Annotated in this window: 22 protein-coding genes and 5 pseudogenes; 16 read left to right on the top strand and 11 right to left on the bottom strand. The window is 58.8% G+C overall.

From position 1 onward, the window contains the following. Positions 1-25 precede the first annotated feature (25 nt). The 3 genes from LDB05_RS22035 to LDB05_RS22025 are packed head-to-tail and all read left to right on the top strand — an operon-like array spanning position 26 to position 2,522. Entirely contained in the window at positions 26-832 is an 807-nt protein-coding gene (locus tag LDB05_RS22035; RefSeq protein ID WP_226008003.1) for a phosphonate ABC transporter ATP-binding protein, read from the top strand. Next, positions 829-1,857, top strand: a complete 1,029-nt coding sequence (gene phnE, locus LDB05_RS22030) for a phosphonate ABC transporter, permease protein PhnE (RefSeq protein WP_226008002.1) — start codon at positions 829-831, stop codon at positions 1,855-1,857. Before LDB05_RS22035 ends, phnE begins: the two co-directional genes overlap by 4 nt. Next, a complete protein-coding gene (locus LDB05_RS22025) occupies positions 1,857-2,522 on the top strand; it encodes a DapH/DapD/GlmU-related protein (protein ID WP_226008001.1) in 666 nt (221 codons plus the stop codon). The genes phnE and LDB05_RS22025 overlap by 1 nt, the downstream gene beginning before the upstream one ends. A 695-nt stretch (positions 2,523-3,217) precedes the next feature. Here LDB05_RS22025 and LDB05_RS22020 read toward each other — a convergent pair. Continuing rightward, positions 3,218-4,123 (bottom strand): PhoU family transcriptional regulator, encoded by a 906-nt coding sequence (locus tag LDB05_RS22020; RefSeq protein ID WP_226008000.1) that lies wholly within the window; start codon positions 4,121-4,123, stop codon positions 3,218-3,220. 196 nt (positions 4,124-4,319) lie between these two features. Between LDB05_RS22020 and LDB05_RS22015 the strand changes: the two genes are divergently transcribed. After that, positions 4,320-5,336: a phosphate signaling complex PhoU family protein gene (locus tag LDB05_RS22015; RefSeq protein WP_226007999.1), complete on the top strand. Its 1,017-nt coding sequence runs from the start codon at positions 4,320-4,322 to the stop codon at positions 5,334-5,336. A gap of 336 nt (positions 5,337-5,672) precedes the next feature. After that, on the top strand, positions 5,673-6,002 hold the full coding sequence (locus LDB05_RS22010; protein WP_226007998.1) for a hypothetical protein: 330 nt from the start codon (positions 5,673-5,675) through the stop codon (positions 6,000-6,002). Positions 6,003-6,039: 37 nt separating this feature from the next. Here the strand turns inward: LDB05_RS22010 and LDB05_RS22005 are convergent. Then, positions 6,040-6,255: pseudogene (locus tag LDB05_RS22005) on the bottom strand (IS5/IS1182 family transposase); the annotation flags it as partial. A gap of 129 nt (positions 6,256-6,384) precedes the next feature. Continuing rightward, the gene (locus LDB05_RS22000; RefSeq protein WP_226007997.1) at positions 6,385-6,744 is read right to left on the bottom strand and encodes a hypothetical protein; all 360 of its coding nucleotides are present in this window, start codon (positions 6,742-6,744) and stop codon (positions 6,385-6,387) included. Between the two features lie 386 nt (positions 6,745-7,130). Here LDB05_RS22000 and LDB05_RS21995 point away from each other — a divergent pair, with 386 nt between their 5' ends. Further along, on the top strand, positions 7,131-8,126 hold the full coding sequence (locus tag LDB05_RS21995; RefSeq protein WP_226007996.1) for a phosphate uptake regulator PhoU: 996 nt from the start codon (positions 7,131-7,133) through the stop codon (positions 8,124-8,126). A 410-nt stretch (positions 8,127-8,536) separates the two neighbouring features. Here the strand turns inward: LDB05_RS21995 and LDB05_RS21990 are convergent. From LDB05_RS21990 to LDB05_RS21975, 4 genes and pseudogenes are all read right to left on the bottom strand, one after another. Continuing rightward, positions 8,537-8,734: pseudogene (locus tag LDB05_RS21990) on the bottom strand (DUF6735 family protein); the annotation flags it as partial. Positions 8,735-9,437: 703 nt separating this feature from the next. After that, positions 9,438-9,824 (bottom strand): annotated as a pseudogene (locus tag LDB05_RS21985) (hypothetical protein). 91 nt (positions 9,825-9,915) lie between these two features. After that, positions 9,916-10,104 (bottom strand): DUF8012 family protein, encoded by a 189-nt coding sequence (locus tag LDB05_RS21980; RefSeq protein ID WP_226008313.1) that lies wholly within the window; start codon positions 10,102-10,104, stop codon positions 9,916-9,918. Positions 10,105-10,242: 138 nt separating this feature from the next. After that, positions 10,243-11,119, bottom strand: a pseudogene (locus tag LDB05_RS21975) (biosurfactant protein 1). Between the two features lie 136 nt (positions 11,120-11,255). On the opposite strand from LDB05_RS21975, the gene LDB05_RS21970 reads away from it, so the two are divergent. Together LDB05_RS21970 and LDB05_RS23520 are read left to right on the top strand one after the other, a co-directional pair. Further along, positions 11,256-11,807, top strand: coding sequence for a DUF7342 family protein (locus LDB05_RS21970; protein WP_226007995.1), 552 nt, complete (start codon positions 11,256-11,258; stop codon positions 11,805-11,807). 17 nt (positions 11,808-11,824) lie between these two features. Then, a complete protein-coding gene (locus LDB05_RS23520; protein ID WP_343232925.1) occupies positions 11,825-12,313 on the top strand; it encodes a hypothetical protein in 489 nt (162 codons plus the stop codon). An 8-nt stretch (positions 12,314-12,321) separates the two neighbouring features. On the opposite strand, the pseudogene LDB05_RS21960 reads toward LDB05_RS23520, so the two are convergent. Both LDB05_RS21960 and LDB05_RS21955 read right to left on the bottom strand, forming a co-directional pair. Further along, positions 12,322-12,636: pseudogene (locus LDB05_RS21960) on the bottom strand (transcription initiation factor IIB family protein); the annotation flags it as partial. A 108-nt stretch (positions 12,637-12,744) separates the two neighbouring features. Then, positions 12,745-13,239, bottom strand: coding sequence for a cupin domain-containing protein (locus tag LDB05_RS21955; RefSeq protein ID WP_226007993.1), 495 nt, complete (start codon positions 13,237-13,239; stop codon positions 12,745-12,747). Between the two features lie 107 nt (positions 13,240-13,346). Here LDB05_RS21955 and LDB05_RS21950 point away from each other — a divergent pair, with 107 nt between their 5' ends. The 3 genes from LDB05_RS21950 (at position 13,347) to LDB05_RS21940 (ending at position 14,743) form a co-directional block, all read left to right on the top strand. After that, positions 13,347-14,006 (top strand): helix-turn-helix domain-containing protein, encoded by a 660-nt coding sequence (locus LDB05_RS21950; protein ID WP_226007992.1) that lies wholly within the window; start codon positions 13,347-13,349, stop codon positions 14,004-14,006. Between the two features lie 90 nt (positions 14,007-14,096). After that, positions 14,097-14,495, top strand: a complete 399-nt coding sequence (locus LDB05_RS21945; protein ID WP_226007991.1) for a DUF7344 domain-containing protein — start codon at positions 14,097-14,099, stop codon at positions 14,493-14,495. Positions 14,496-14,500: 5 nt separating this feature from the next. Next, complete coding sequence (locus tag LDB05_RS21940; RefSeq protein ID WP_226007990.1) at positions 14,501-14,743, top strand: HalOD1 output domain-containing protein; 243 nt, start codon at positions 14,501-14,503, stop codon at positions 14,741-14,743. Between the two features lie 145 nt (positions 14,744-14,888). Here the strand turns inward: LDB05_RS21940 and LDB05_RS21935 are convergent, their stop codons facing one another. Together LDB05_RS21935 and LDB05_RS21930 are read right to left on the bottom strand one after the other, a co-directional pair. Next, positions 14,889-15,125, bottom strand: a complete 237-nt coding sequence (locus tag LDB05_RS21935; protein WP_226007989.1) for a DUF7127 family protein — start codon at positions 15,123-15,125, stop codon at positions 14,889-14,891. A gap of 196 nt (positions 15,126-15,321) precedes the next feature. Beyond that, positions 15,322-16,569 (bottom strand): MFS transporter, encoded by a 1,248-nt coding sequence (locus LDB05_RS21930; protein WP_226007988.1) that lies wholly within the window; start codon positions 16,567-16,569, stop codon positions 15,322-15,324. Positions 16,570-16,728: 159 nt separating this feature from the next. Between LDB05_RS21930 and LDB05_RS21925 the strand changes: the two genes are divergently transcribed. The 5 genes from LDB05_RS21925 (at position 16,729) to LDB05_RS21905 (ending at position 21,448) form a co-directional block, all read left to right on the top strand. Next, the gene (locus LDB05_RS21925) at positions 16,729-17,586 is read left to right on the top strand and encodes a helix-turn-helix transcriptional regulator (protein ID WP_226007987.1); all 858 of its coding nucleotides are present in this window, start codon (positions 16,729-16,731) and stop codon (positions 17,584-17,586) included. A gap of 253 nt (positions 17,587-17,839) precedes the next feature. Continuing rightward, positions 17,840-19,228: a selenium-binding family protein gene (locus LDB05_RS21920; RefSeq protein WP_226007986.1), complete on the top strand. Its 1,389-nt coding sequence runs from the start codon at positions 17,840-17,842 to the stop codon at positions 19,226-19,228. A gap of 199 nt (positions 19,229-19,427) precedes the next feature. Beyond that, on the top strand, positions 19,428-20,156 hold the full coding sequence (locus tag LDB05_RS21915; protein ID WP_226007985.1) for a hypothetical protein: 729 nt from the start codon (positions 19,428-19,430) through the stop codon (positions 20,154-20,156). A gap of 139 nt (positions 20,157-20,295) precedes the next feature. Beyond that, positions 20,296-21,096, top strand: a complete 801-nt coding sequence (locus LDB05_RS21910; protein ID WP_226007984.1) for an alpha/beta fold hydrolase — start codon at positions 20,296-20,298, stop codon at positions 21,094-21,096. A gap of 166 nt (positions 21,097-21,262) precedes the next feature. Then, positions 21,263-21,448, top strand: coding sequence for an SRPBCC family protein (locus LDB05_RS21905; RefSeq protein WP_226007983.1), 186 nt, complete (start codon positions 21,263-21,265; stop codon positions 21,446-21,448). Positions 21,449-22,021: the final 573 nt, after the last annotated feature.

Genomic DNA, 22,021 nt, shown 5'->3' with positions numbered 1-22,021 from the left:
CGTCAACCTGGTGATTTTTAATCAAATGAGTACATTAACAGTCGAAAACGTGTCGAAACACTACGGAGACGTGACCGCACTCGAAGACGTCTCCTTCGAGATCGAAGACGAGTTCGTCGTCCTGCTGGGCGAGTCCGGTGCAGGTAAGTCAACGCTGCTGCGGTGTGTCAACGGGTTGACTGAGCCGACGGAGGGTGCCATCTATCTCGAGGACGAGGAGGTCTCGGGCTCGCAGACTGATATCGGGATGATCTTCCAGCAGCACAACCTCGTCGAGGGTGTCTCGGCGTATCTCAACGCGTTGACGGGCTCGCTCAACCGCGTCTCGATGCTCCGAAGTATGCTCCAGTGGCAGTCTCAAGAGGACAAGGTCCGAGCGCTGGAAGCCCTCGAAACAGTCGGATTACTGGAAGAGAGTCACCAGAAGGTCGCACAGATGTCCGGCGGTCAACAGCAACGCGTCGGGATCGCCAGAGCACTCGTTCAGGACCCGCAGTTGTTGCTGGCCGACGAGCCGGTCGCCAGTCTCGATCCCTCCAGTGCCGAGACGGTGATGGAGTATCTCCGTAAGGCGGCGAAGGAGCACGATGTGACCGCGCTCGTAAGCCTCCATCAAGTGAACGTCGCCGCCTACTTCGGTGATCGGTTTATCGGGCTCCGTGATGGACAGAAGCTGTTCGATGTCGGACGGGGGGAACTCACCCCTGAGCTGATCGACGACCTCTATGGCAGTGTCGAGACCGTCAGCCTCGCCGAGCAAGCGAGCACAACCGAGAACAGGGAGGACGAGGAGGTACCGCTCGGCGACATCGAGCGGGGGATCGAAGCATGAGTGCACCGCCCTCGAAGTGGAGCTCACTCGCAGCGTACTTCGGCTACGCCGATATCGGCGATTCGCCAGCCGAACAGAAGCTTCAGGACCTGAAACGCCGCAAGACGAAACGGCGGCTCTGGGCATTCGCCGGGATCGTCATCACATATCTGCTGTTTTTTGCTAGTCTTCGCCTCATCGAGTTCAAGCTGGCTGAACTGGTCGGCCAACTCGACCAGTTCTACGACGCGCTGCTTGGGTATTTCCCACCGACGACGTACTTCGGCATCCCGTTCGTCGATCTGGGCGCCTACGTGAGCTTCATAATCGAAGAGAACCTGATCCTCACGGTCGAGGGAGGTCAGATTATCTGGGGCGCGATGTTCGTCACAATGGCCGTCGCTTTCGCCGGGACGGTACTTGGCCTGCCGCTCGCTCTGTTTTTCGGCGTCATGTCCAGCGAACGGGTCATTCCGTACCCCTTCAATTTCGTCTTTCGCGGGACGATGAGCCTCATCCGTGCGATTCCGGGACTGGTGTGGTTTCTGATCTTAATTCCGCTGGCTGGTGTCACACCGTTTACTGGCGCCCTGGCGATCATGGTTGATACAACTGGCTACCTCGGGAGGCTCTTTACCGATGAACTCGAAGAGATCGAAGACGGCCCGATCGAGGGTATCCGTTCGACGGGCGCGAGCAGTTCACAGATCGTCTCCTTCGGTATGTTGAGTCAGGTATTCCGGCAGTTCATCGCCTGGATTGCCTTCGACCTCGAACACAACGTCAGGGCCGCGATCGGGCTGGGTATCATCGGTGCCGGTGGACTCGGACTCGAACTGTACGTCCAGCGCCAGACGTTCAACTACACGGAGATGATGGCCTGTATCATCCTCATCTTCCTGCTGGCAGGCTCAGTCGAATTGGTCAGCCAGCGCGTCCGCTCGGCCCTCCGCGACGACGACGATGTCGAGAAGTCGGGCATCATCGAGGCGTTCGCCAACGCGCCGAGGAACATCCTCGCCTCAACGATGGGGCGACGCGAATGATGACCTACTACGAGGACCACGGACCGGATCGGACGCGTACGCTCGAGCCGGAACCGACGCTGCACGACCCCGTCTCGATCACCGAGAGCGAACTCGGTGCGTGGACCGAAGTTCGGCGGAACGCACGGCTCAACGAGTCGGCCATCGGTGACTACACCTATCTCATGGAGCGCGTCCAGCTCGATTACGCCACCGTTGGGAAGTTCGGCAATATCGCGGCCGACGCCCGGCTCGGACCGACGAATCATCCGATCTACCGCCCGACGGCCCACCACTTCACCTATCGGGCAGCGATGTACGACCTCGGGAGCGACGACGAGTCGATCTTCGAGTGGCGGGCCGATCAGCCGGTCGAGGTCGGTCACGACGTCTGGATCGGGCACGGTGCGGTCGTCCTACCTGGAGTTACTATCGGTAACGGTGCGGTCGTCGGTGCCGGTGCCGTCGTCGCCAAGGACGTTCCCTCCTATACCATCGTCGGTGGGGTCCCTGCCGAATCGATCCGTCGGCGGTTCCCCCAGGACGTGGCCGCTCGCATTGAGGCAACCGAGTGGTGGCACTGGGACCACGCGACGCTGGCCGAGCGACTCGACGCGTTCCGCGATCTGGATACCTTTCTCTCGAGATACGCGCCTGCAGAGACTGACCGGGCAACCCCGGACTGATACAGACCAATAGCGCATACCTGCGTCTTCAGGCGCAGGTCGAGCGATGGGGTCTGTTCGACACCTGTTGTCAGTAGCTGGACCGGATTTCTTTCGTAAATATTTTGGTGAGACACCGTGTAATAGAAAATGAAACGAATACCGTGAGATGCCGTCCCCGAACAGACAAGGGGTGGTGAGGAAGGCGGTCTGTTCCTCACACGGCGATGACATGGTATTTGATGGGGTCTCATTGACCGGGCCACAGCCCTATAGAGGGGAGGAAACGAGAGTTTCTCCGGTATGCCGCCGGTTCCCCATAAGTGCGGGTTGGAACCTCAAACGTCACACTCGGCGGAAATTCCATGGTAGGATTCCACGTCCGTCAGGGCGTGGAGGAGGTCAAGCCTCTATGCCCCGCCGCCAATGTCAGTACCGACATGTATCGCCACTTGGCAACTATGTTCGCGCCGAGAGACGGGACGTCTTTCCTGAGCGGGGGATCGGTGTCGACCGTCTCTACGAGTACACTGCGACTAGCTCTGTGGCAGCTAACGCTTGCTGTTCACGGACCACAGTGGCTGGGCTCGCTCACAGAGATGCAAGGCGGAAGCCCATGACTTCAGTCGTGGGTCGATGACGGCTGTGAGCTTGCTCGGTCAGTTCCTAACGGAGCCCGTGCCGGTCGTTCGTGGATGGGTGTCAGTCCGCGCACTTCAAATCTCGACGTGATCCGGCTGATGGCCGGAGTGTATTTGCACCGCTAGTTCCGCGGCGTCGACCCAGTAATAGATCGCTCGCTCGAGCGCCCGCGTAACCGTCACCAGATAGCCGTACATGTCCGGATCGTACGCCGTCACGAGCTCAAACAGTTCGTCTAAGTCTCGGTGGACGGTCTCCTCCTGATCGCGGAGCTGTCGATGGACCGTGAGCTCACAGTCGAACAGGATTTCCGAGAAGTACTCGTTGATCTGCGTACCCGACGCGAAGATGTCTGCCATCCGCTCGCCGACGATTCCATTCGGGCCGGTGCCTTCGCGGTCGACGACATCAGCGATGAAGCAGGCACGATCCCCGACGATCTCGAGGTTCGTCGCGATGGTCGACAGGTCCGCTGCGACGCGGTTGCTCGGCCAATCGGTGGTCAACGTGTACGATTTCAATTCCGCGAGGACCGCCGAGTAGCGCTCGTTGGTGAGCGACTCCAGAGTCTTTGCTGAGTGCTCTGCGCTCTCGCCGAGAAATGCCGCACGGGCGGCGTCATACTGGCGCGTGGTCACTGACTCCAGGCGGTCGAGAAGTTCCAGTACTTCCGTCCCGCGATCACTGGTCTCTCCGTCCGATGCTATCTCCGCGCCGTCGGGATCGTCGTCAAACAGTTTCGAGATATGTCTCGAATTGTCGTACAGCGCCGCGTCGTCAACGACGTAGCCTTTTTGCACTATCTCTTCGGCTTTGAGTTCCTGCAGCAGCTCCGAGAGATACTGTTCGGAGATGCCGACAGTGCGCGCCAGTTCTTCTTTGGTTTCCGGTGCGATCCTGTCGATCGATTCGACGACCTGGGCACGCGTCGCGTCACGACCACCCGTTCCCAGCGGGCGCTGCCATGTTCGACGGGACATACCTGCTGGTCGCGGCTGCCGGTATTAGGGTTGGTCCACAAATTGTTCGGACGATTATATAGCTTCATGACTGAATCGAATCGATCCCATCTTGAATCAACTCTCTTGTGCATGGTGTACTGATATATGCGTCTCATTATCGGCACGGACTATTCATACCAAATCTAAGGTTTCATCGGCCCATGACGGTTCACGTATGGAAACACGCAAAGTCCAACTCTCCGGAGGGACGACGTACACGATCTCGCTTCCGAAGTCGTGGGCACAGGAACACGGCATCGACGCCGGGTCAGCGCTCTCGTTGTATCCCAATGGCGACGGTTCGCTGCTGGTCGAGGCGGAGGCCGACCGGTCGACTGAGACGCGGTCGACGACCGTAGACGTCTCGACTGACTCGGACAGCGGCATCAGACAGTGGATTCACGCGCTTCACGCCGTCGGCTTCGATACGGTAACGTTGGTCGACAGGACGGGCCATTCCGCTGAGCGCCGTACGGTTGTTGAGGACACGGTCGCGAACCTCTCCGGATTCGAGTTGCTGGAGGCCGGCGACACCAGGATCCAGCTGACGAACCTCATCGACGCCGAGAACGTCGACATACGCAAGTCGACACTGCGCCTCCGCCTCGTAATGCTCGGGATGCACCGTGACGCGGTGAGTGCCGTCCTGACTGACGACGAGACGCTGGCACAGCGCGTCATCGACCGGGATAACGAAGCCGACAAGTTGTTCGCAATGGTGACCCGCCACTTCCGACGGGCACTGACGAACCTCCACGAGGTCGAGAAACTCGAGTACACCCGGGACGAACTGTTCGAATACTACTACGTCAGCCGGCAGTTCGAGCGCATTGCCGATCACGCCGAGAAGATCGCTCGCTTCACCCTCGATCCCGAGGTCACGATACCGGCGAATTTCGAGGATCGAATCGATTTGCTGGCCTCGAGTTCCAGGCATGTCATCGATACTGCCGCGGACGTAATCCTTGCCGACACCGGTATCGAGGGGGCACACACCGCACTTACCGAACGGGACGATCTCACGGACGACCTCAGGAAGTTGGACCGGGAACTCTACACGCACGACGACCCCGCAGAGGCGTACGTCGTCGGTCTCCTTCTCGACAGTATCCGTCGGACCGCCGAGTACGGGGCGAACATCGCCGGTATCGCCATTCAGCAGGTCGCACGCGACTGCGAATGCCTCGAGTAGAATTGCTCAGTACAGAGCCACCGAGTCCCGACTTCACCGGCGAATGAATACCATTTAATTGATTGGCTCTGTTGAAATCATCTTACCTCGACACTTTCCCGCTGAAGCGGTCGGTAGGTAGGTGGGCGATATAGTCACTGAGTTCGACCACCTATATAGCACTAATAGTAACCATTTTGGGAAAACGGGATTGAATAGCAGGATACAATGTCCTCCATTAGCCGACGTGCACTTCTAGCGGGGACAGGTGCGGTACTCACTTCTCTTAGCGGCTGTTCGGCTCTAGGTTCGTCCTCGAATCAGAGCGAGGGAGAATCCGCCCCGCATTGGGTGAAGATGTATCTTGGTGACCGTGATGAGACCCACCACGTCTCGGTCACGATTACGAACGAGGGTGGTGATGTCCTTTTCGAGAAGGAATACCAGCTCTCAGACAGTAACGAGGCTGACGAGGATGCGACGTTTCCAGCATCGACCGACCCCGAAACAATCGTGGTGACCGTTGACGGAACCCGGTTTGAACGCGACTGGCCCGGCTTTGAGCGATCGACACTTCCCTGCGACGGCCCGAATGAGGCCGGTATCGAGATCTACGTAGAGAATGCTCAGGACAGGACACCGGACATTCGGCTCGAAGCAGACTGTCAGTCGATTACTGGCGAGTGATATCACGCTGACCGATGTTTGTCCCTATATCTACCGTTCAGATCGCCTTGTCGATGTTGTGAGTGAAACAGCCGACGACGAGTTCACGGAACTGTTTCCACCAGAATCGTGAGTGAATGAATGCGCCATATTTCCGTTTAAGCCGGGAGTTCACCGTCTCGTTCTGACTCCGTTGACCGTAGAGGTCGGCGTCCAGTCGAGCGTTCCACGCCTTGTAAATCGACGAGAACTCGCGGTGCTTGATGAGCGGTCGAGCTGCTATCTTCCCACTCGCAGGCATCTCTTTGGTAACGGTTCCGGCGATTATGTTTGAGGAGTGCGGGTAACAATTCTCGGCAATGTTTGTTCTGTACCGCACCGAAGGTCTTGTCGTTCATGGGCTTCAGAGAAGCATGTTTTGTACAATCGGGACACGGGTTACCAATAAGACGACGTTGTTGGTGGCACAAACGGCGTATACTGAAACTGCACCTGCGACGAAGAGTCCGTCTATCGGCTTCCGAAGAAAAGACCCAGTTAGAACGACGAGGGCTGCATAGGTGGTTCCTGCTAGCACAACGCCTGTTAGGCCGATACTCTCGTAAAAGAAGATGGTGATCGGATTGAGTTCTCTTGCAAACGGAACAAGAAAGAGACAGACAGTGGCGACAAGGTCGGTGAGCCACAGGAAGCCGAAGGTGAGCCGAAGTGATCGGTTTGCTGGCCTATCTGGGCGGGCCCAAAGCGGAGTCGTTGTTTTCATGCCTGTACTCGCAGTCGGGTACTGTGTGTAGTTATACCTCGCTAAGCTAGGCGTATTGACTATTATACGCGCTACGTTGTGAAAGATTCTCAATAGAGCTACGCACTAATCTGTCGAATTGATCATTTCGATCAGAACGATATGTGAAATCTTCGAACGCTCTTCTAAGACGAATCATACCTGTTTGTATAGTATCTATTTTGCTTGTGTTGATATTGGCTATTTATCTTTTCATAATAATATATAGTCATATATTTGTGAACAGTCCTATACACCAAACAGGGATAGTAGAGCGCTGAAAACTGCCTAATTGGGGTAATAAGAATTCCAGAAACACCTCTATAGACACAAGTAGTTTTATATCCCGACCGTAGAAAGCCTCCTATATGGAGACCCGGAAGGTGCAAGTAACTGGTGGGTCGACGTTTACGGTCTCGCTCCCGAAGACATGGGCGACCGAGAATGACATTAGTAGCGGAACGACAGTCGAGTTCTATCCAGAGGGCGAGGAACTCTTTTTGACACCCGAACGCGAAACGTATCGGCAAGAGGGAACGCTTGATGTATCCGGACTCGAAGACGAACAGCTGATGCGAGCTGTGATGACGATGTACGTTAGCGGCTTCGACATAATCCGCCTTGAGGCCGGACATATCACGACCAAGCAGCGCAACGCCATCCGGAACGCGGCCCAGCGGCTCGTTGGCGTCGAAGTGCTTGAGGAGACGAGCGACAGTGTGGTGATTCAAGACCTGCTGGACTCCTCGGAGCTATCAATCGTCAATGCTGTTACGCGGATGCGCCTGATCGCTAAGTCGATGTTCGAGGACGCGGTGACGGCATTAATCGAGAACGACGACGACATCGCCCACGACGTGATCAATCGCGACGACGACGTCGACCGTCTCTGGCTTGTCGTTTCCCGAATTTTCCGTTCCACCCTCCGTTCGCCCCGGGCTGTCGAAGAACTCGGTGTCTCCCGCGAGGACTGTTTTGACTTTCACTCGAGTGCCCGCCAGCTCGAGCGGATCGCCGATCACGCCGTCAAGATCAGCAACCTCGCGCTCAAGCTCGAGGAGATCCCCGATGATGTTGCCGACGCTCTCAACGGGCTCCACGACGAGGCCAGCAGCATTTTCGAGCAATCAATGGATGCACTGCTCGCTGACGACACCGACGAAGCCAATCAGCTCGGCCATGATGCGCTTGCGGCCGTCGTCGATATTGATGAGTCCACCAGACGGATCGACGACATGCTCCGCAACCTTGAGCCGGTTCAGGCCCAGTTGCTAGGGCTGATCGTCGACTCGCTCTCTCGAAGCGCCGACTACGGTGGTAATATTGCTGAGACAGCACTACAAAAGGCTGCTCCGCGCCCGTAGCAACCCCTGTCCCATGAAAATAGGTGCTGGAATTCCACCATCGCTGACGGGGTATGATTCCGTAGCCGCCTTCGATCTTGGACATTCGAAGGGTCCGTAACGCAACTTACTCAGGCAAAAAAGATCCTGAGGGTTACTCCCAAGGGCCGCAAACTTGTCCAAAGTCAGCAATAAGTCACCGACTCTCTTCGTGTTCAACGTGATGTGTTCGATCGGAACCTCACTGCTCAACAAACCTATCTTGATACGGCGCCGGTGATCGAAGCAGACATACGAGCCTGCGAACAGCTGCAGTCCGACACAGCTCGGTCCAAACTGATTGAAGCTCAAGTGCCACTATCAACAGGAATTTCCCAAACAGAACTCTCCTACCGCATATCTAATGCCGGTCTTTCATTTGACCAGTACGCGACGGCATCTGCCTCGAGGCCATCGGCCAGTTCCGCCAGCAGCTGTTTCGCCCACTTCGAATCGGTGTCTTCGCCACCGAACGGCGTTTCCGCCGAGATTCGGTGTTTGAGCTTCAGGTTCGCTGCGCCCCAATGGCTGTAGTGGAGCGTGTACTGTCCGTCTGTGCGTTCATACGCAACGAGTGCGCGGTGTTCTATCGAGCAATCACCTCACGGGGCGACCGCGACTCGATTGCCCCGCACCCCTCCCGGGGGACGAACAACGCTCCAGTAGTTGCTAGCGAGGATTTTTACCCGAGATTAGTACTGTAATCAGGGGGATAAATCGGTAAGTGAATCTGCTTATGTTGTATGATTGGGAGGCACAATATCCATTTGTAAAGGGCATATAATGCTCAGATATGCACGAGATCGAGACGGGGATGTTCGAAAGAGATTGTGGGTACTGCCCTCATCGAATCGACTCTATAACGATTCCTGATGAAAAGTCAGCAAAGTTAACTAATGAGAGCATTCCACCTACACATATTGAAATTGAATGCCCCAAATGCGAGAATATATTTTATTATACACAGGACAATTGGGACTCCTTATTTGACTCTCGGTCCTTGCATACAGAAATAAAGACACGGAAAACATCGCCCGGTAAGAACATCTATGTCCCCAAAGAGGACGTTATAAACGTGCAATAGTATATTACTTATTGATTTATTGTCGTATTGGTTCGCCACCCCCTACTGGCACTCATGTCAAAGACAACAACCTCTCCCTCGTATTACGACACACACCGGAATTCGCTTGCAGCGGCAAGCTACCGACCTCATGTTTGGGATGTGAGATACCACCTTGTACTGACCGTCTGTTTCACCCCTAAATCTGAATAAAGAAACCGTATCATCACCTACTGCCACTCGTCGATCGGGTCGGGAGAACTGAGGTCCGCGTGGAGGACTTCGCCGTCGCGAACAACGTACCGCTTCGCCAGCACAGGAAAGCGGCACTTGGTGAACCCCGCTGTCTGGATATCGAGTTCTTCGTCGGCTTCGGGGTGGTCGGCGGGTTCTCGCAGGAATTCGTGGGTCACGATGCCGCCCTCGTAGTCCGGGAGGCTGTTCTCCCGCGTCTCGTACACCTCGAAGTCGTCGTCCGCCCAGATGGTGAGCTCTCCGTCCTCAGTGACCTCCCAGTCGAGCGTCCCGAAGCAGTAGCTCTCACAGAGCTCGCGGACTGTTTACGGATCCGATACAATCGCGCCGGTCGACGTCGTCGCAGCTTGCAGTGTCGCCATGTCTGGACTTCACGGGGTCGCCCCCGCACGCCTGTCGGGGGCAATAAACCGACGCGAGAGGTGCCTCCCGAGGCGTGGCCGGCGACTCCAGTTAGGAATCTGCGTGGGCGTCCGCCCCGGCTCCGTCGCCCAGCCGCGTGAGAAGGCTCACCTCTTCCAGAAGACCTCTCGCGGTCTCGACTCGTTCTCGATCCGCGTCGTCCAACCGGTCAACGTCGAGTCGGTTGATATTGCTGAGTACACGATGCATCCGGTAGCCCTGTTTGAACTCTTGCTCCATCGGAAGCGCCTCACCGCTCGCCGGCGCGGAAAGACTCCCCATCGAGACTGGCGTCGGGCTTGCAGGAGCTCGCGGCCTTCACCAACGAACCTCGACGGTACTCGCAGGTTGTTGGTTAATCGACGCTCAGCACTGAGGCTACTCGAGACTGGGTCCATAGCGAGCCGAGCCACACACCCGGCACTCCCAGTTCGCTTGTCCCGTCCACGCCTCATCTGGGACCGATTCATGGGTCTTGAACCGGTGGTCGGTCGCTCGCCCACAGTTCTGACAGTCCAGTTGCTGCATCGTCGGTACCGACGAAACCTGGCTATCAGCCTCAGCCTCGCCGGCGGATTCGGTCAGCGCCATCGCTGGAACCAGCCACACCGTATTGTCGGCGTCGTCGATGACCGCACCGAGACGCGACTCATCGCGGATGCCGTTCCCACGCTGATCGTAGAGCCGCGTCGGGGGCTGCTCCTGGTGCTCCGACACTCCTTCCTCGTTCCTGCCTGTCCGGTCACGGGCGGCACTGAGAAGCCGCTCACCCTCTTTTGACGACACCTGTACCGCGTCAGGGAGTCAGGGCCATTGCTCAGCCAGCTGGCGCGCCGGCGCCTCGTCGAGGTCGTAGATGAGCGTATAGTCGTCGACGGCCGGTTCCGCCTCGTTGGCGGTGAGGAGGGTCGCCGCGCCGCCGCCCTTCGCCACGGCGCCGTAGAACGTGGTCGACTCGACGACCAGGTGGACGATTCCGGGGAACGTCGTCGCCGCCTTATCCGTGCTGGTGGCGTCACTCCCGAGATGGTTGGTGATACAGAACCGGCATTTCGTCTGCCCGTCTGGGATTGACGCCCCACAGGATCGGCACTCGCCGTCGGCGGCCATCGGTACATCGGGGTAGCCCCCGTGCTCGTCGCGACGCGTTGCCGCCGGGGGTCACCATCACAGCCGTCGTCCAACTTCTCGTCCGGAATGTGGGTGCCTCGCCGGTCGGCCGCAGTTCCTCGAAGTCAGAATATCGGTTGTTCATCGGTTGGCTCATAACTTCTGTCGGTTTCGTATTTCAACGTACGGACGCCCTCGCTCGCAACGCCCTCTTGATTATGCGAGAGAGTACAAACTTATATGGGAGTACAGCGCCAACACTGTAGTAAGAGGTGCCAAGCATGTCCGAATCCTCGCGAGATGGGGTCCAGTCGTGGAGTGAGTCGATGAGCGCCCGCGACCGTATTCGGGCGGTCGCGGAGACGCTTCGCGAACCGCGGTCCGTCAACTGGATCAGCGAACAGGCCGACGCAGCCTGGAGCACGACCAGCGAGGAACTCAGAGATCTCGTCGAGCAGGGGCAGTTGCGTCGGGTCGAGGCCGGCGAGACGACGCTCTACCAGCCGGACTACACGCAACTGCTCTTCGAGGAAATCCGCTCGCTCATCGAGGAGAACACGCGCGAGGAGCTTCGGAACGAACTGGCCGCGATCACCGAGGAGATCGAGGAGTGGCAGGCGACCTACGACGTCGAGACGTGGGAGGACCTCGAACAGTCGCTCGCCGACGGCGACCTTGCAAGTGAGGAACTCCGCGAACGCCGCGACGTCATCGCGTTCTGGCGCGAGAACGAGGAAGATCGCCGACTCATCAAGCACGCACTGGAACTCTACTCCGACGTCGAAGCCGCTCGCGAACAGATGACCGATGTGGCTGACCACGCTACGAGCTAATCCCCCTCTCTCACAGTATGATCTTTCTCGCTAGTCGCGACCGCTATACACAGCGGACCCTCCTCCACGACGTTCACGACCGATTGACGAATCAAGCGGGTTGTGAGGACGTGCTCTATCGCCCATCTCGACGCCGACCCCGGTACGTCATCGCGGATATCGATCCAACCACGTTCCTGAGTAACTCCTACGACGCAGAGACCGCACGACTGGAGATTTGGTTCTGGTACCCAGCCGGTGTCGACCACGAATACTATCGCATCAACTGGGTCGAACCGGACCAGAACCTGATGCTCGGCTTCCACCATGATGCCGATCATCCGGATCTTGGGCCCTGTCACATCCAGCTCAATCACGAAGACATGCCGGTCGATCGGCATAGCGCGACGTTTCTCGATGCGCACCCACTCGCCGTCCTCGATGACCGACTACAGCAACTCCCGGCGGCGATAGAGTCGATTCGCTGGGAGAATGGGACGCCCTCGCTCCCTACCTGGCCGGTCTAGATCGCGAGTTCATCGAGCGTCTCATGATGCGTCCGGACCGTAGTTGGTGTGACGTTCCTGGTATCCGCGACGCGGGCCATCTCGCTGATGCCGCCCACCAACCGTGAGCGGCCGTTGCACCTGCAGGCTCTGTACACGCTGGCCGCGGCGACGGCCTCGATGGGTCTGCCACGAAGCAGATCCTCGTTCTGGGCGCTCCGGAAGAGCTGACACGCCTGGTCACGGACCGAATCGGAGAGCTCGAGCGCACTCGCCAATCGGCGCACTTTGCCCAGTCCGTGGGCGAGATTTGGTTCCGCTTTCGACCGCCAGCGACCACGTGTTTACATAGTGTCGAGAATATGGATTTAATATCTTATTCCCATGAAAATGGCGCTTCGGACAAAATAAAGTACTGCTGCGCATACCAGCACCCGACCGCTATCTGTCAGTTATATGCGCAGACCGTATTCCTCGCAGAGCGGCGGAACGCTCTCGAGGTCGGCCTCGAAGCCGTACCGCTCGCAGATTTCCTCGAAACGAGCGAGCGCCTCCTCGTCCGCGGGATCGACCGGGTAAACGTGCGCGATCTCCGCGAAGAACTCCGAGAACTCGCCGGGGGCGATAATCTCGAGGAACCGGAGCGGTTCGTCGGCCGCGTTCCAGAAGGTGTGCCAGACGTTCCGGCCCTTGACGGTAGCCTCGTCCGCGGGGACGGTCCAGATTTCGTCGCCAGCGAGCACGGTCATCTCACCATCCAGTACGTAAGAGATCTCGTCCTCCCGGCTGTGTCGGTGCAGTGGGGCGGCGAGCGTGTGCGGCGGAAGTGTATGTTCGACGATGGCGACATTCGCCTCGTTTTCGGTCCGGGCGATCTCCAATTTCGCGCCGAGCTTACCGAGATCGATGTTGTACTTCTGATCGGATGTGGTGTGTGAACCTATCACATGTATGGGCGGCTTGCAACAAGATAAAAGAGACCGAGCACGAACGCGAGTCGATAGGTCTGAACGAGTGAGGGAGGATCTATTACCTATTGACGCCTATCCCTCCTATGACTATTATTGCCGAAATTTCGATTCAAGCCAATCAATTTCTCCTCGGGCAGATCATCGCCGAACACGACGGCCTCTCGGTCGAACTCGAACGTGTGGTGCCCGCCGAAAAACGGATCATGCCCTATATCTGGGGCTACGGGAGCGATCTCGAGACGTTCGAGGCCGCGATGGAAGAGAGTCCGAACGTAAAATCGATTTCCGTCCTCGACCAATATGACGATCGGGCGCTCTACAAGATTGTGTGGGAAGATCCGGCCGAACAGTTGATTACCGGGATCACCAACACCAATGCTACGATACTCGAGGCGCACAGTGACGAGGAGTGGATATTTCGAATCCGGTTTGAGGATCACTCCGGACTCGCTCAGTTCAACCACTATTGTGCCGAACACGATATTACGTATCGGCTCAACCGCGTTTCCTCGCTTGCCGAGCGTCCATCCAACGGTCACGACTTCGATTTGACCGATGCACAGCACGAAGCGCTCGCGCTCGCGGTCGAGCGCGGCTACTTCAAAGTCCCTCGGAAAGTCGAGTACGACGAACTCGCTGCAGAACTTGACGTCTCAGTGCAGGCACTCTCCGAACGGGTACGTCGAGGAGCGGACAAAGTCCTTCGTGCCGCGTTGCTTCAATCCGGGAGCGGGAACCGGTAATACCGATATTCAGGACAAGCAGTACTACGAAGATAAAGGTCATGAGCAGTACGGAGCGAAGGCTTTCGCAGTTCAACTCCATCACGGATCATGGTTGAACGACTCAGCATTGACCGACTGGAGAGCCCCGAGTTCCTCGACACGGTTTACGTAATTTTGGCCGACGCATCCCGTCGAAACGCGCTTCAGTATCTCCTCACTCACCGTGATCGAGTGACGGTTTCTCGGTTAGCTGCCGAGATCGCCGCCCTCGAACGCGGGATTCCGAGCGAAGACGTGACCGCCGACCAGCAATTCGAAGCGTTCCTCGAGCTGCAGCACGTTCATCTGCCGATACTTTCCGAATCGGGCGTCGTCGAGTGGGACCGAGTCGAAGAGAACGTTACGGTCACCCCTATTCTGGATCTCCTCTCTCAAGCGTTACCGGACCCGACCGGACTCTTCGACGTGTCGGCGTTGTCGGAAACAGTCGACTACCGCCGTAAATAGGGAGAATGTCTCGCGATAATTCCGTTGACAAACCGCCGAGCCTCGCCGTGGTCGAGGCAGTCGCGGCGAAAAACGGCGTCGACCCGACCGACCTCGAGTGCCGATTAGCGGATGTAATCGATCCCATTGCGTTGGATAAATTGTTCGAACCGACGTCGAAGCACGAGCGACGGTCGGGGGTCGTCAAATTCCGATTCTGTGAGCGGGACGTCATAGTATGGGCAGACGGGAACGTTGAAGTCAAGTAATCCGACAGGAACTCGTTCTTCTTCGAGTTGCCGTTCGACCGCTCGGTGGTTTGGAATCCGTAATTTGGCTCGAGCACCGTAGTCTGAAAATCGAAATCAGCCGGCAGAAAACTCGTCCCATAGTCGGTGTGACGAGCGCGCTATATTACTCTGAGATCGTGAGAATCCCGTTCTTGATCGATATATCCCTCGCGTCGGGAGGGAGTTCAAACTCGAACTGTCGATCACCGATCACCACGATCGCCGTCTTTCCGACCAAGTCCGTCTCGATATCGCTCGTCTGCCCAAGATCGACGACGATAATGTTCTCGTCATCGTAGTCGTACGTTCGGACGACGGCTCCTCCTCGATCGGCCTCTCTGAGGAATCCTAGTACGTTCATACGAGAAGATACGGGGCCGACGGACGTAAGAGTCGCGCTAACATACCACAATGAATATGAATTGATTCACTTCTTTACAATACACCGGTGTTCAGCCGAATACAAAATACGGTTCCGAGCCGCCGATAGAGCGACAACTCGATCCGCGGCGACGACGGTGCTACATCCACTCTCCACTGAGAACGCGGCAGCACCCTCACATCGGCGGTTGACGAGCAGTCTCCCGACCGAGGCGAACCGGTCCGGCGATGACGGCGACGCCGGCCGCGACGACAGCGACGCAACTCGAGGCGAGCAGGAGTGGTTCGTATCCGATCCCGGTGGAGATCGCCAGGCCGGCGAACGCGATCGGTCCGGCGGTCCGACCGAAGAAGGTGGTGCTGTTACGCAGGCTCATCGCCCCGGCTAGGTACTCGGTGGTGACCCGATCGCTCACGGCGGCGTCGACGACCGGCATCAGGAGTCCGACGCCGACGCCGATGACCACGACCGCTCCCATCGTATCGACGAGTCCGGTCGCGGCCCACGCGGCCGCGAATCCGATAGCGTAGCAGGCGAATCCAGTTGCGATCAACCACTCGTTCGAGAGGTATCGCGCCAGGCGGCCGCTCGAGAGCGCGACCACCATCGAGGCCGTCTCGGAGACCAAGATCACGACCCCGATCAGTACGGGAGTAAACGTCGCCGCGAGAACGAACGGCATCGCCGTGAAGATCACGCCGAACAGCAGGAACTCCGTGAGGAACGCGACGGCGAACAGCGTCGCGAGCGCCGGCGTGAGAACCGCTCGTGCGGCGTCGACGAGGTACGAAACCCCGTCTCTGTCGTCGACGCGGTGTGGTTCGTCCAGCGCGACCTGCGCGAACATGGCGATCGGGATTGCTGCCAAGTACGCGAGAAACGGCGCGTTCCACGCGATTCCGGCGAGGAACCCGCCGAGGACGGGAAATAGCGCGGCGGTAGCCGAAAGGACCGCGACGTTCGCACCTAGGACCGCGTTTCGCTGGACGCCGTCGAACGCATCGCCCACGATCGTGACGGTCGTGATGAAGATCGCCGCCGCTGCGGTCCCCTGTGCGACGCGCAGCGCGAGCAGGGCCTCGAACGTCGGCGCGACCGCCATCGCACCGCCGAGAACGCCGAACGCCAGCAGTCCCCCGACCAGGACCCGCTTTCGGCCGATTCGATCGGCGAGGACGCCGATGAACGGTGAGAGGACGATCCCGACGAGGAAGTACGTGCTCACTAGGAGGCTCGCCTGTGCGTCGGTGATCCCAAACACGTCGCGAAAGACCGGCAGTGCGGGGCTGATAAGCGGCACGCCGAGGGGTGCGAGCGCCGTGCTCGTCAACACGATCTGGACCGTCCGAGACCCCCACGGCACGGTCTCGTTCAGGTCGTCCGTTGATTCCGCTCGTCCGCTGGATTCGTTTCCGTGGTCCATGAACGAATAGACGCGGCCGAGCCTCGTGTAGTCATTTACCGAGCGTGCTATCGAATCCGAACTTCGGTATCAGGGAATTCGACGTATCTCACAGGCTGAGACAGAGCTATCTGAGTGAGACGCGTACGTTCAGTAATCGTCTGCACCGACGTGATCGACATGGGAACCACAGTCCTCGACGAAATCCTGGAGACGACTCGCGAGTTGGACTCCGCTTCGGTATCGGCATACGAACTCGGCGAGCGAATGGCGACCGACGAACTGCTCGACGTCGTCCGCCACCGTGAGCTCTTGGAGGCATTGGCGGACGAACCGCTCGACCGGAACGACCTCGAGGCGCGACTGGGCGTCTCTCGAGCGACGAGCCACCGGTTCACCCGATGGCTCGAAGACCACGACCTCGCGAGGAGGGTCGACAATCGGTTCACGCTGACGGGTAAGGGCCAGGTCTACGCCGACGCGATCGGACACCTCGAGCGGGACCTGCGGGCCGCGACGGTGCTCGCTCCGTTGCTCGAATCGATCTGTGAAGCCCACCGCGAGTTCGTCGTCGCGCCGTTCGCCGACGGGACGGTGACGACGGCGACCCCCGAAGACCCGTACGCACCGTTCGCCCGGTTCGTGCAGTTACTGCGCGGGAGCGACGCGTTTCGCGGGTTCAACACGACCCACATGGTCCCGCCGACGCTCGCGGAACCGTCGGACCGACCATTCGACGGGCGCGACGTGGAACTCATCTACCTCCCCGAGGTCGTCGACTCTCTCCTCGAGACCCACCCCGAACAGGTTCGCGAGGCCATGGACGCGGGCCATCTGACCCTCCGGACGCGCGAGGCGCTCCCGTACGGACTCGCCATCTTCGACGACTGCATCGGCGTCGCCGGATACGACGATCAGACCGGGATGATGCGCGTGTTCGTCGACTCCGACTCCGCGATCGCCCGCGGCTGGGCCGAACGCGTTTTCGAGACGTATCGAGACCGCTCCGACCCGATTCGTGATCGAATCGAGCCGTGATCCGACGATCGATTTCGCTATTCCAAGAAGCGGGGTCGATTTCGGCTTCCCGCTCGTCTCTCGTCTCTTCCGCTCGAGGCTTCCTCGCTGTCGGCGGGGAAACGGCGACGTCGCTTCCCGACGCAGCCCGGTCGGGACCGATCGCACGTCTTCCAACCCCTCCCGAAAATGACCTCTCAGTAATACATGACTGCGAGGATGTACATGGTTTTCCACGAGATTGTTTATCGTATATTGGTTCGTAATATATACCATGAGCTCAGACTCACATCACACCACTGAGAGCCACGCCCACGGACACCACGCGGGAGCGGTCGGATACGACACCCCGCAGGCCGCTATCGAGCAGTCCGCTCGCGAGCGTCTCGCCTATGTTCCGGCCCTTTACGTGGGGACCGACATCGACGCGCCCGACATGCTGACCGTCGTCGACGTCGACCCCGATTCGTCGACCTACTGCGAGATCGTCGATCGGATCGAGATGCCGACCAAAGGCGACGAACTGCACCACTTCGGATGGAACGCCTGCTCGTCGTCCTGCCACGTCGAGGGAGCGGAGCGGCGGTACCTCGTCGTTCCCGGAAACCGCTCCTCGCGCATCCACGTCGTTGATACCGAAGACCGGGAGCACCCCGAACTCGTGAAAGTCATTGAACCGGAAGCGGTCTTCGAGCACGACCTTTCAGCGCCCCACACCGTCCACTGCATCCCGGAGGGGAAGATCATGATCAGCATGCTCGGAAACGACGACGGCGAACTCCCTGGCGGTTTCCTCCTGCTGAACGAGGACTTCGAAATCGACGGCCGCTGGGACAAGCCTGGGGACATCGAGATGAACTACGACTTCTGGTACCAGCCGCGTCGTAACGTGATGGTCTCGAGCGAGTGGGCCGCCCCCTCGACCTACCAACCGGGATTCGATCTCGAAGACGTCGAAGCCGGGAAGTACGGACAGCGGCTTCACGTCTGGAACTGGGACGAGAAGACGGTCGAACAGACGATCGACCTCGGCGAGGAGGGACTGGTGCCCCTCGAGGTTCGCTTCCTCCACACCCCCGAATCCGAACACGCCTACGTCGGCGCCGCGCTCTCGTCGAACATGTTCCATCTGTCCAAGGAGGACGACGAGTGGCGCGCGACGAAGGTCATCGACGTCGAGCCCCGCGACCACGAGGACTGGGACATGCCGGTTCCCGGGTTAATCACCGACCTGCTGGTCTCGATGGACGATCGGTACCTGTTCTTCGCGAACTGGCTCCACGGAGAGGTCCGCATGTACGACGTCTCCGATCCGTCGAACCCGCGGCTGACCGATACGATCTCGGTGGGCGGCCTCTTCGGCGACGTCCGCGAGGTGAAGGACCGGGAGATCATCGCCGGGCCGCAGATGCTTCAGCTCTCGCTGGACGGCGAGCGTCTCTACTTCACGACCTCGCTGTACTCCTCGTGGGACGACCAGTTCTTCCCCGAGGAGGGAGAGCGGGGGTCGGTCATGCTCAAGGCCGACGTGAACCCGCGCGAGGGGACGATGACCCTCGACGAGGAGTTCCTCGTCGACTTCGGAACGCTCCCCGAAGGCCCGGCCCGTGCCCACGAGATCCGGTGGCCCGACGGCGACTGCACCAGCGACGTCTGGATGTAGGTGGCGCGAACGTCGCCGACGTCCATCGGTCCGTCGGTGACGCCCCATCGGCTTTCCGTCGTCGGTTCCGCCGATCGATGGCGGACGACACCGCCGAAATAAGTCGGCGGAAATATCGGAATTAGAATCGTATGAATTTCGCTTCCCGAGTTGGTGAGACGTGAGACGGGCGAGCCGTGTGACGGTCGCGATTCTGCCAATGCTGCTCGTTGCGCTCTTCGCGTGGCCGATGGTCGTTAGTGCCCACGGCGCCGCTGGGGATGCTGGCGCCCACGGTTTAACGGTCCCGTTCGTCGTAGTGGTCGGGTTCTCGGCACTGGTCAGCGCCGCGATCGGTTTACACACAGTCGCGCGCTGGCAACCGAATCGCACTGTCGAACGCGGTCGCGACTTACTGACGCCCATCGTGGTGATCGCGGTAGGGCTCGTAACATTCGCGTCGTCCGTCACTCAGCTATGGGCTCTTTCGGTCGTCGGCGGAATGGTCGGTGGGACGATCGCTTGGAATAGCCGTGCTCGCGGCATATCGCCACACGACGGTTGTGCTGACGTAGCGTTCGGGGCGATACTCGTTCACCGCGCTACTGAAGGAGCGATCATCGCAAGCGTCTACGCAGCGAGCGCAGCGCTCGGCCTGATCGGTCTGACCATCCTCACTGGCCACGCGATCGCGGAGACGGTCGCCGTCGGCGGCCTGTACGCTCCGGTCAGCCGCGGTTGGGGTACTGCGAGCGTTATCGCAACTCAGCTCAGCTTTATCGCAGGCGCACTGTTCGGTAACTTCCTCGTGACCGGTCTCTCGACGGCGATGGTAGCGATACTTCTCGCAAGTGTCGGTGGTGTCCTCTTCGTCACGGGGGTGACCGAACTACTGGGTCACAGAGAGACCCGATCCGGTAGACAGCTAGTACCGCTTCCGGAACACTAGTTGGATCCGTGTCCATACCCGCCTCGTCCATACGAGATCCTACCGACGATCGAACTTTCTGACTCTGCAGTGTTCTTTGCCGTTATTTCGTTGGTTTACGGGATAGGCTTATCATTGCGTTTCTCGTACGATCATCGTTATGCCGTACAGCCAGTGCAACGGGGCGGATCTCTACTACGAGGACCACGGCGAGGGGGCACCGATCGTCTTTCTACACGGCGTCATGGCGAGCCACCGGTTCTTCGAGCCCCAACTGACGACCCTCTCGAGGGAGTATCAAACGATTGCCGTCGATTTCAGGGGGCATGGCCAGTCAGCGAAGACGGAGTTGGGACACACGGTCGCGCAGTACGCCCGCGACCTTCGGGCCTTTCTCAGCCAGCGCGACCTCGACAACGTCGTCTTGGTCGGGTGGTCGATGGGCGCACTCGTCTCGTGGGAGTACGTCGATCAGTTCGGGACTGAGGGAGTCCGAGGGTTGGTGGACGTCGATATGGAAGCGTCCCGATTTCAGTGGGCCGACTCCGACTACGGACTCGCCGATTTGGACGGCCTTCAAACCACGCTCGCGTTGGCCCAGCAGGATCGGACGAGTCTCATCGAACGGATCACCGAGCAGGTGTTCAAGGACCCTCCCTCGGGCGAAACGAGGGCTCTGGTGTTCGACGAACTTTCCCGGGTGCCAGCGCCGATCAAGAGCGCGATCCTCTTCGACGCGCTCACACGCGATTATCGAGACGTCCTCCCCGAGATCGACGTGACGATGGTAGTCTGTGCTGGCGCAGATGAAAAGCGCGGATCCGTTGGATCAACGAGGCACGTCGCGGAGATCGTTCCGGAGGGGAGCTTCGAACTCTTCGACGAGAGTGGCCACTGTCTGACCCTCGAGGAACCCGACCGATTCAACCGGATCGTGAGTCAATTCGTCGAGTCGTTGTGATCGATACGCGCTAATTATGCAGCCAGGTCCTTCCTCGAGCCAGACGATATCGAGTTGGGGCCCTCCGCCGAACCGAGAGGTGCGGGTAACTCCTTGGTCGCTGAAGTGGTCACCTCCCGGGATGCGATGCACAGTATTTACGTCCGAACGGCCTATCTCTGTTGAAATGATATTGAAGGAGACCACGGCCGTGGCGGCACCGCCGGCCGTGGTGTATCGATTCTTCGAGGAAATGGAGGACAACTACGTCGAGTGGCACCCCGATCATATCACGTTCCGGTGGACCGAGGGAACCGGGTTGGAGCCAGGAGCGGAGGCGTATTTCAAGGAGCGTATCGCAGGGAAGGTATAGGAGAAAACGGTGCGATTCGTGGAGGCCGATCCGGATCGATACATCGAGTTTAAGCCGACTTCTCTGCTAATCGGACTGCTCATGCCGCACATCAGTTTCACGATCGAGCCTCGTCCGAACGGCTGTGAACTCACCCAGCGAATCAAAGTTCGAACCGGCCCGATTGGCGCCCGACTCAACCGTCGAGAGTTCGACGCCGTCCGAACACACATGCGTGAGGAGGGCCGGAATTTGAAACGCATCCTCGAAGAGACAAAGTGACCCTTTCTTTCCAAAAGGGACCCGGCGGATCCTAGTATGGTCAATCCTTGTATCAGGGTGTGACTGCTCATCGTACTGCCGATCCATCACAGGTGTGGTGATGAGCCAGATCAGTGACTATCCGCCACGAACGTACAATCTAATGCTAATTCCGTGAATCCAATATCTCTGTGACGGCCCCTCGGCCTGAGAGAGCCAGCGGCCTTCGCACATTGCATATCACCTCTTTCTTTAGACGAAATCCGCGATATGCAAGCCAACATGACGCCCTCAAAGCGAAGAAGAATCTCGTCGGGCCGATTTGAGGGCGTA

The organism is Natrinema salinisoli (assembly GCF_020405205.1).
GTDB lineage: Archaea > Halobacteriota > Halobacteria > Halobacteriales > Natrialbaceae > Natrinema > Natrinema salinisoli.
This window is presented reverse-complemented; position numbering and strand designations above follow the sequence as displayed.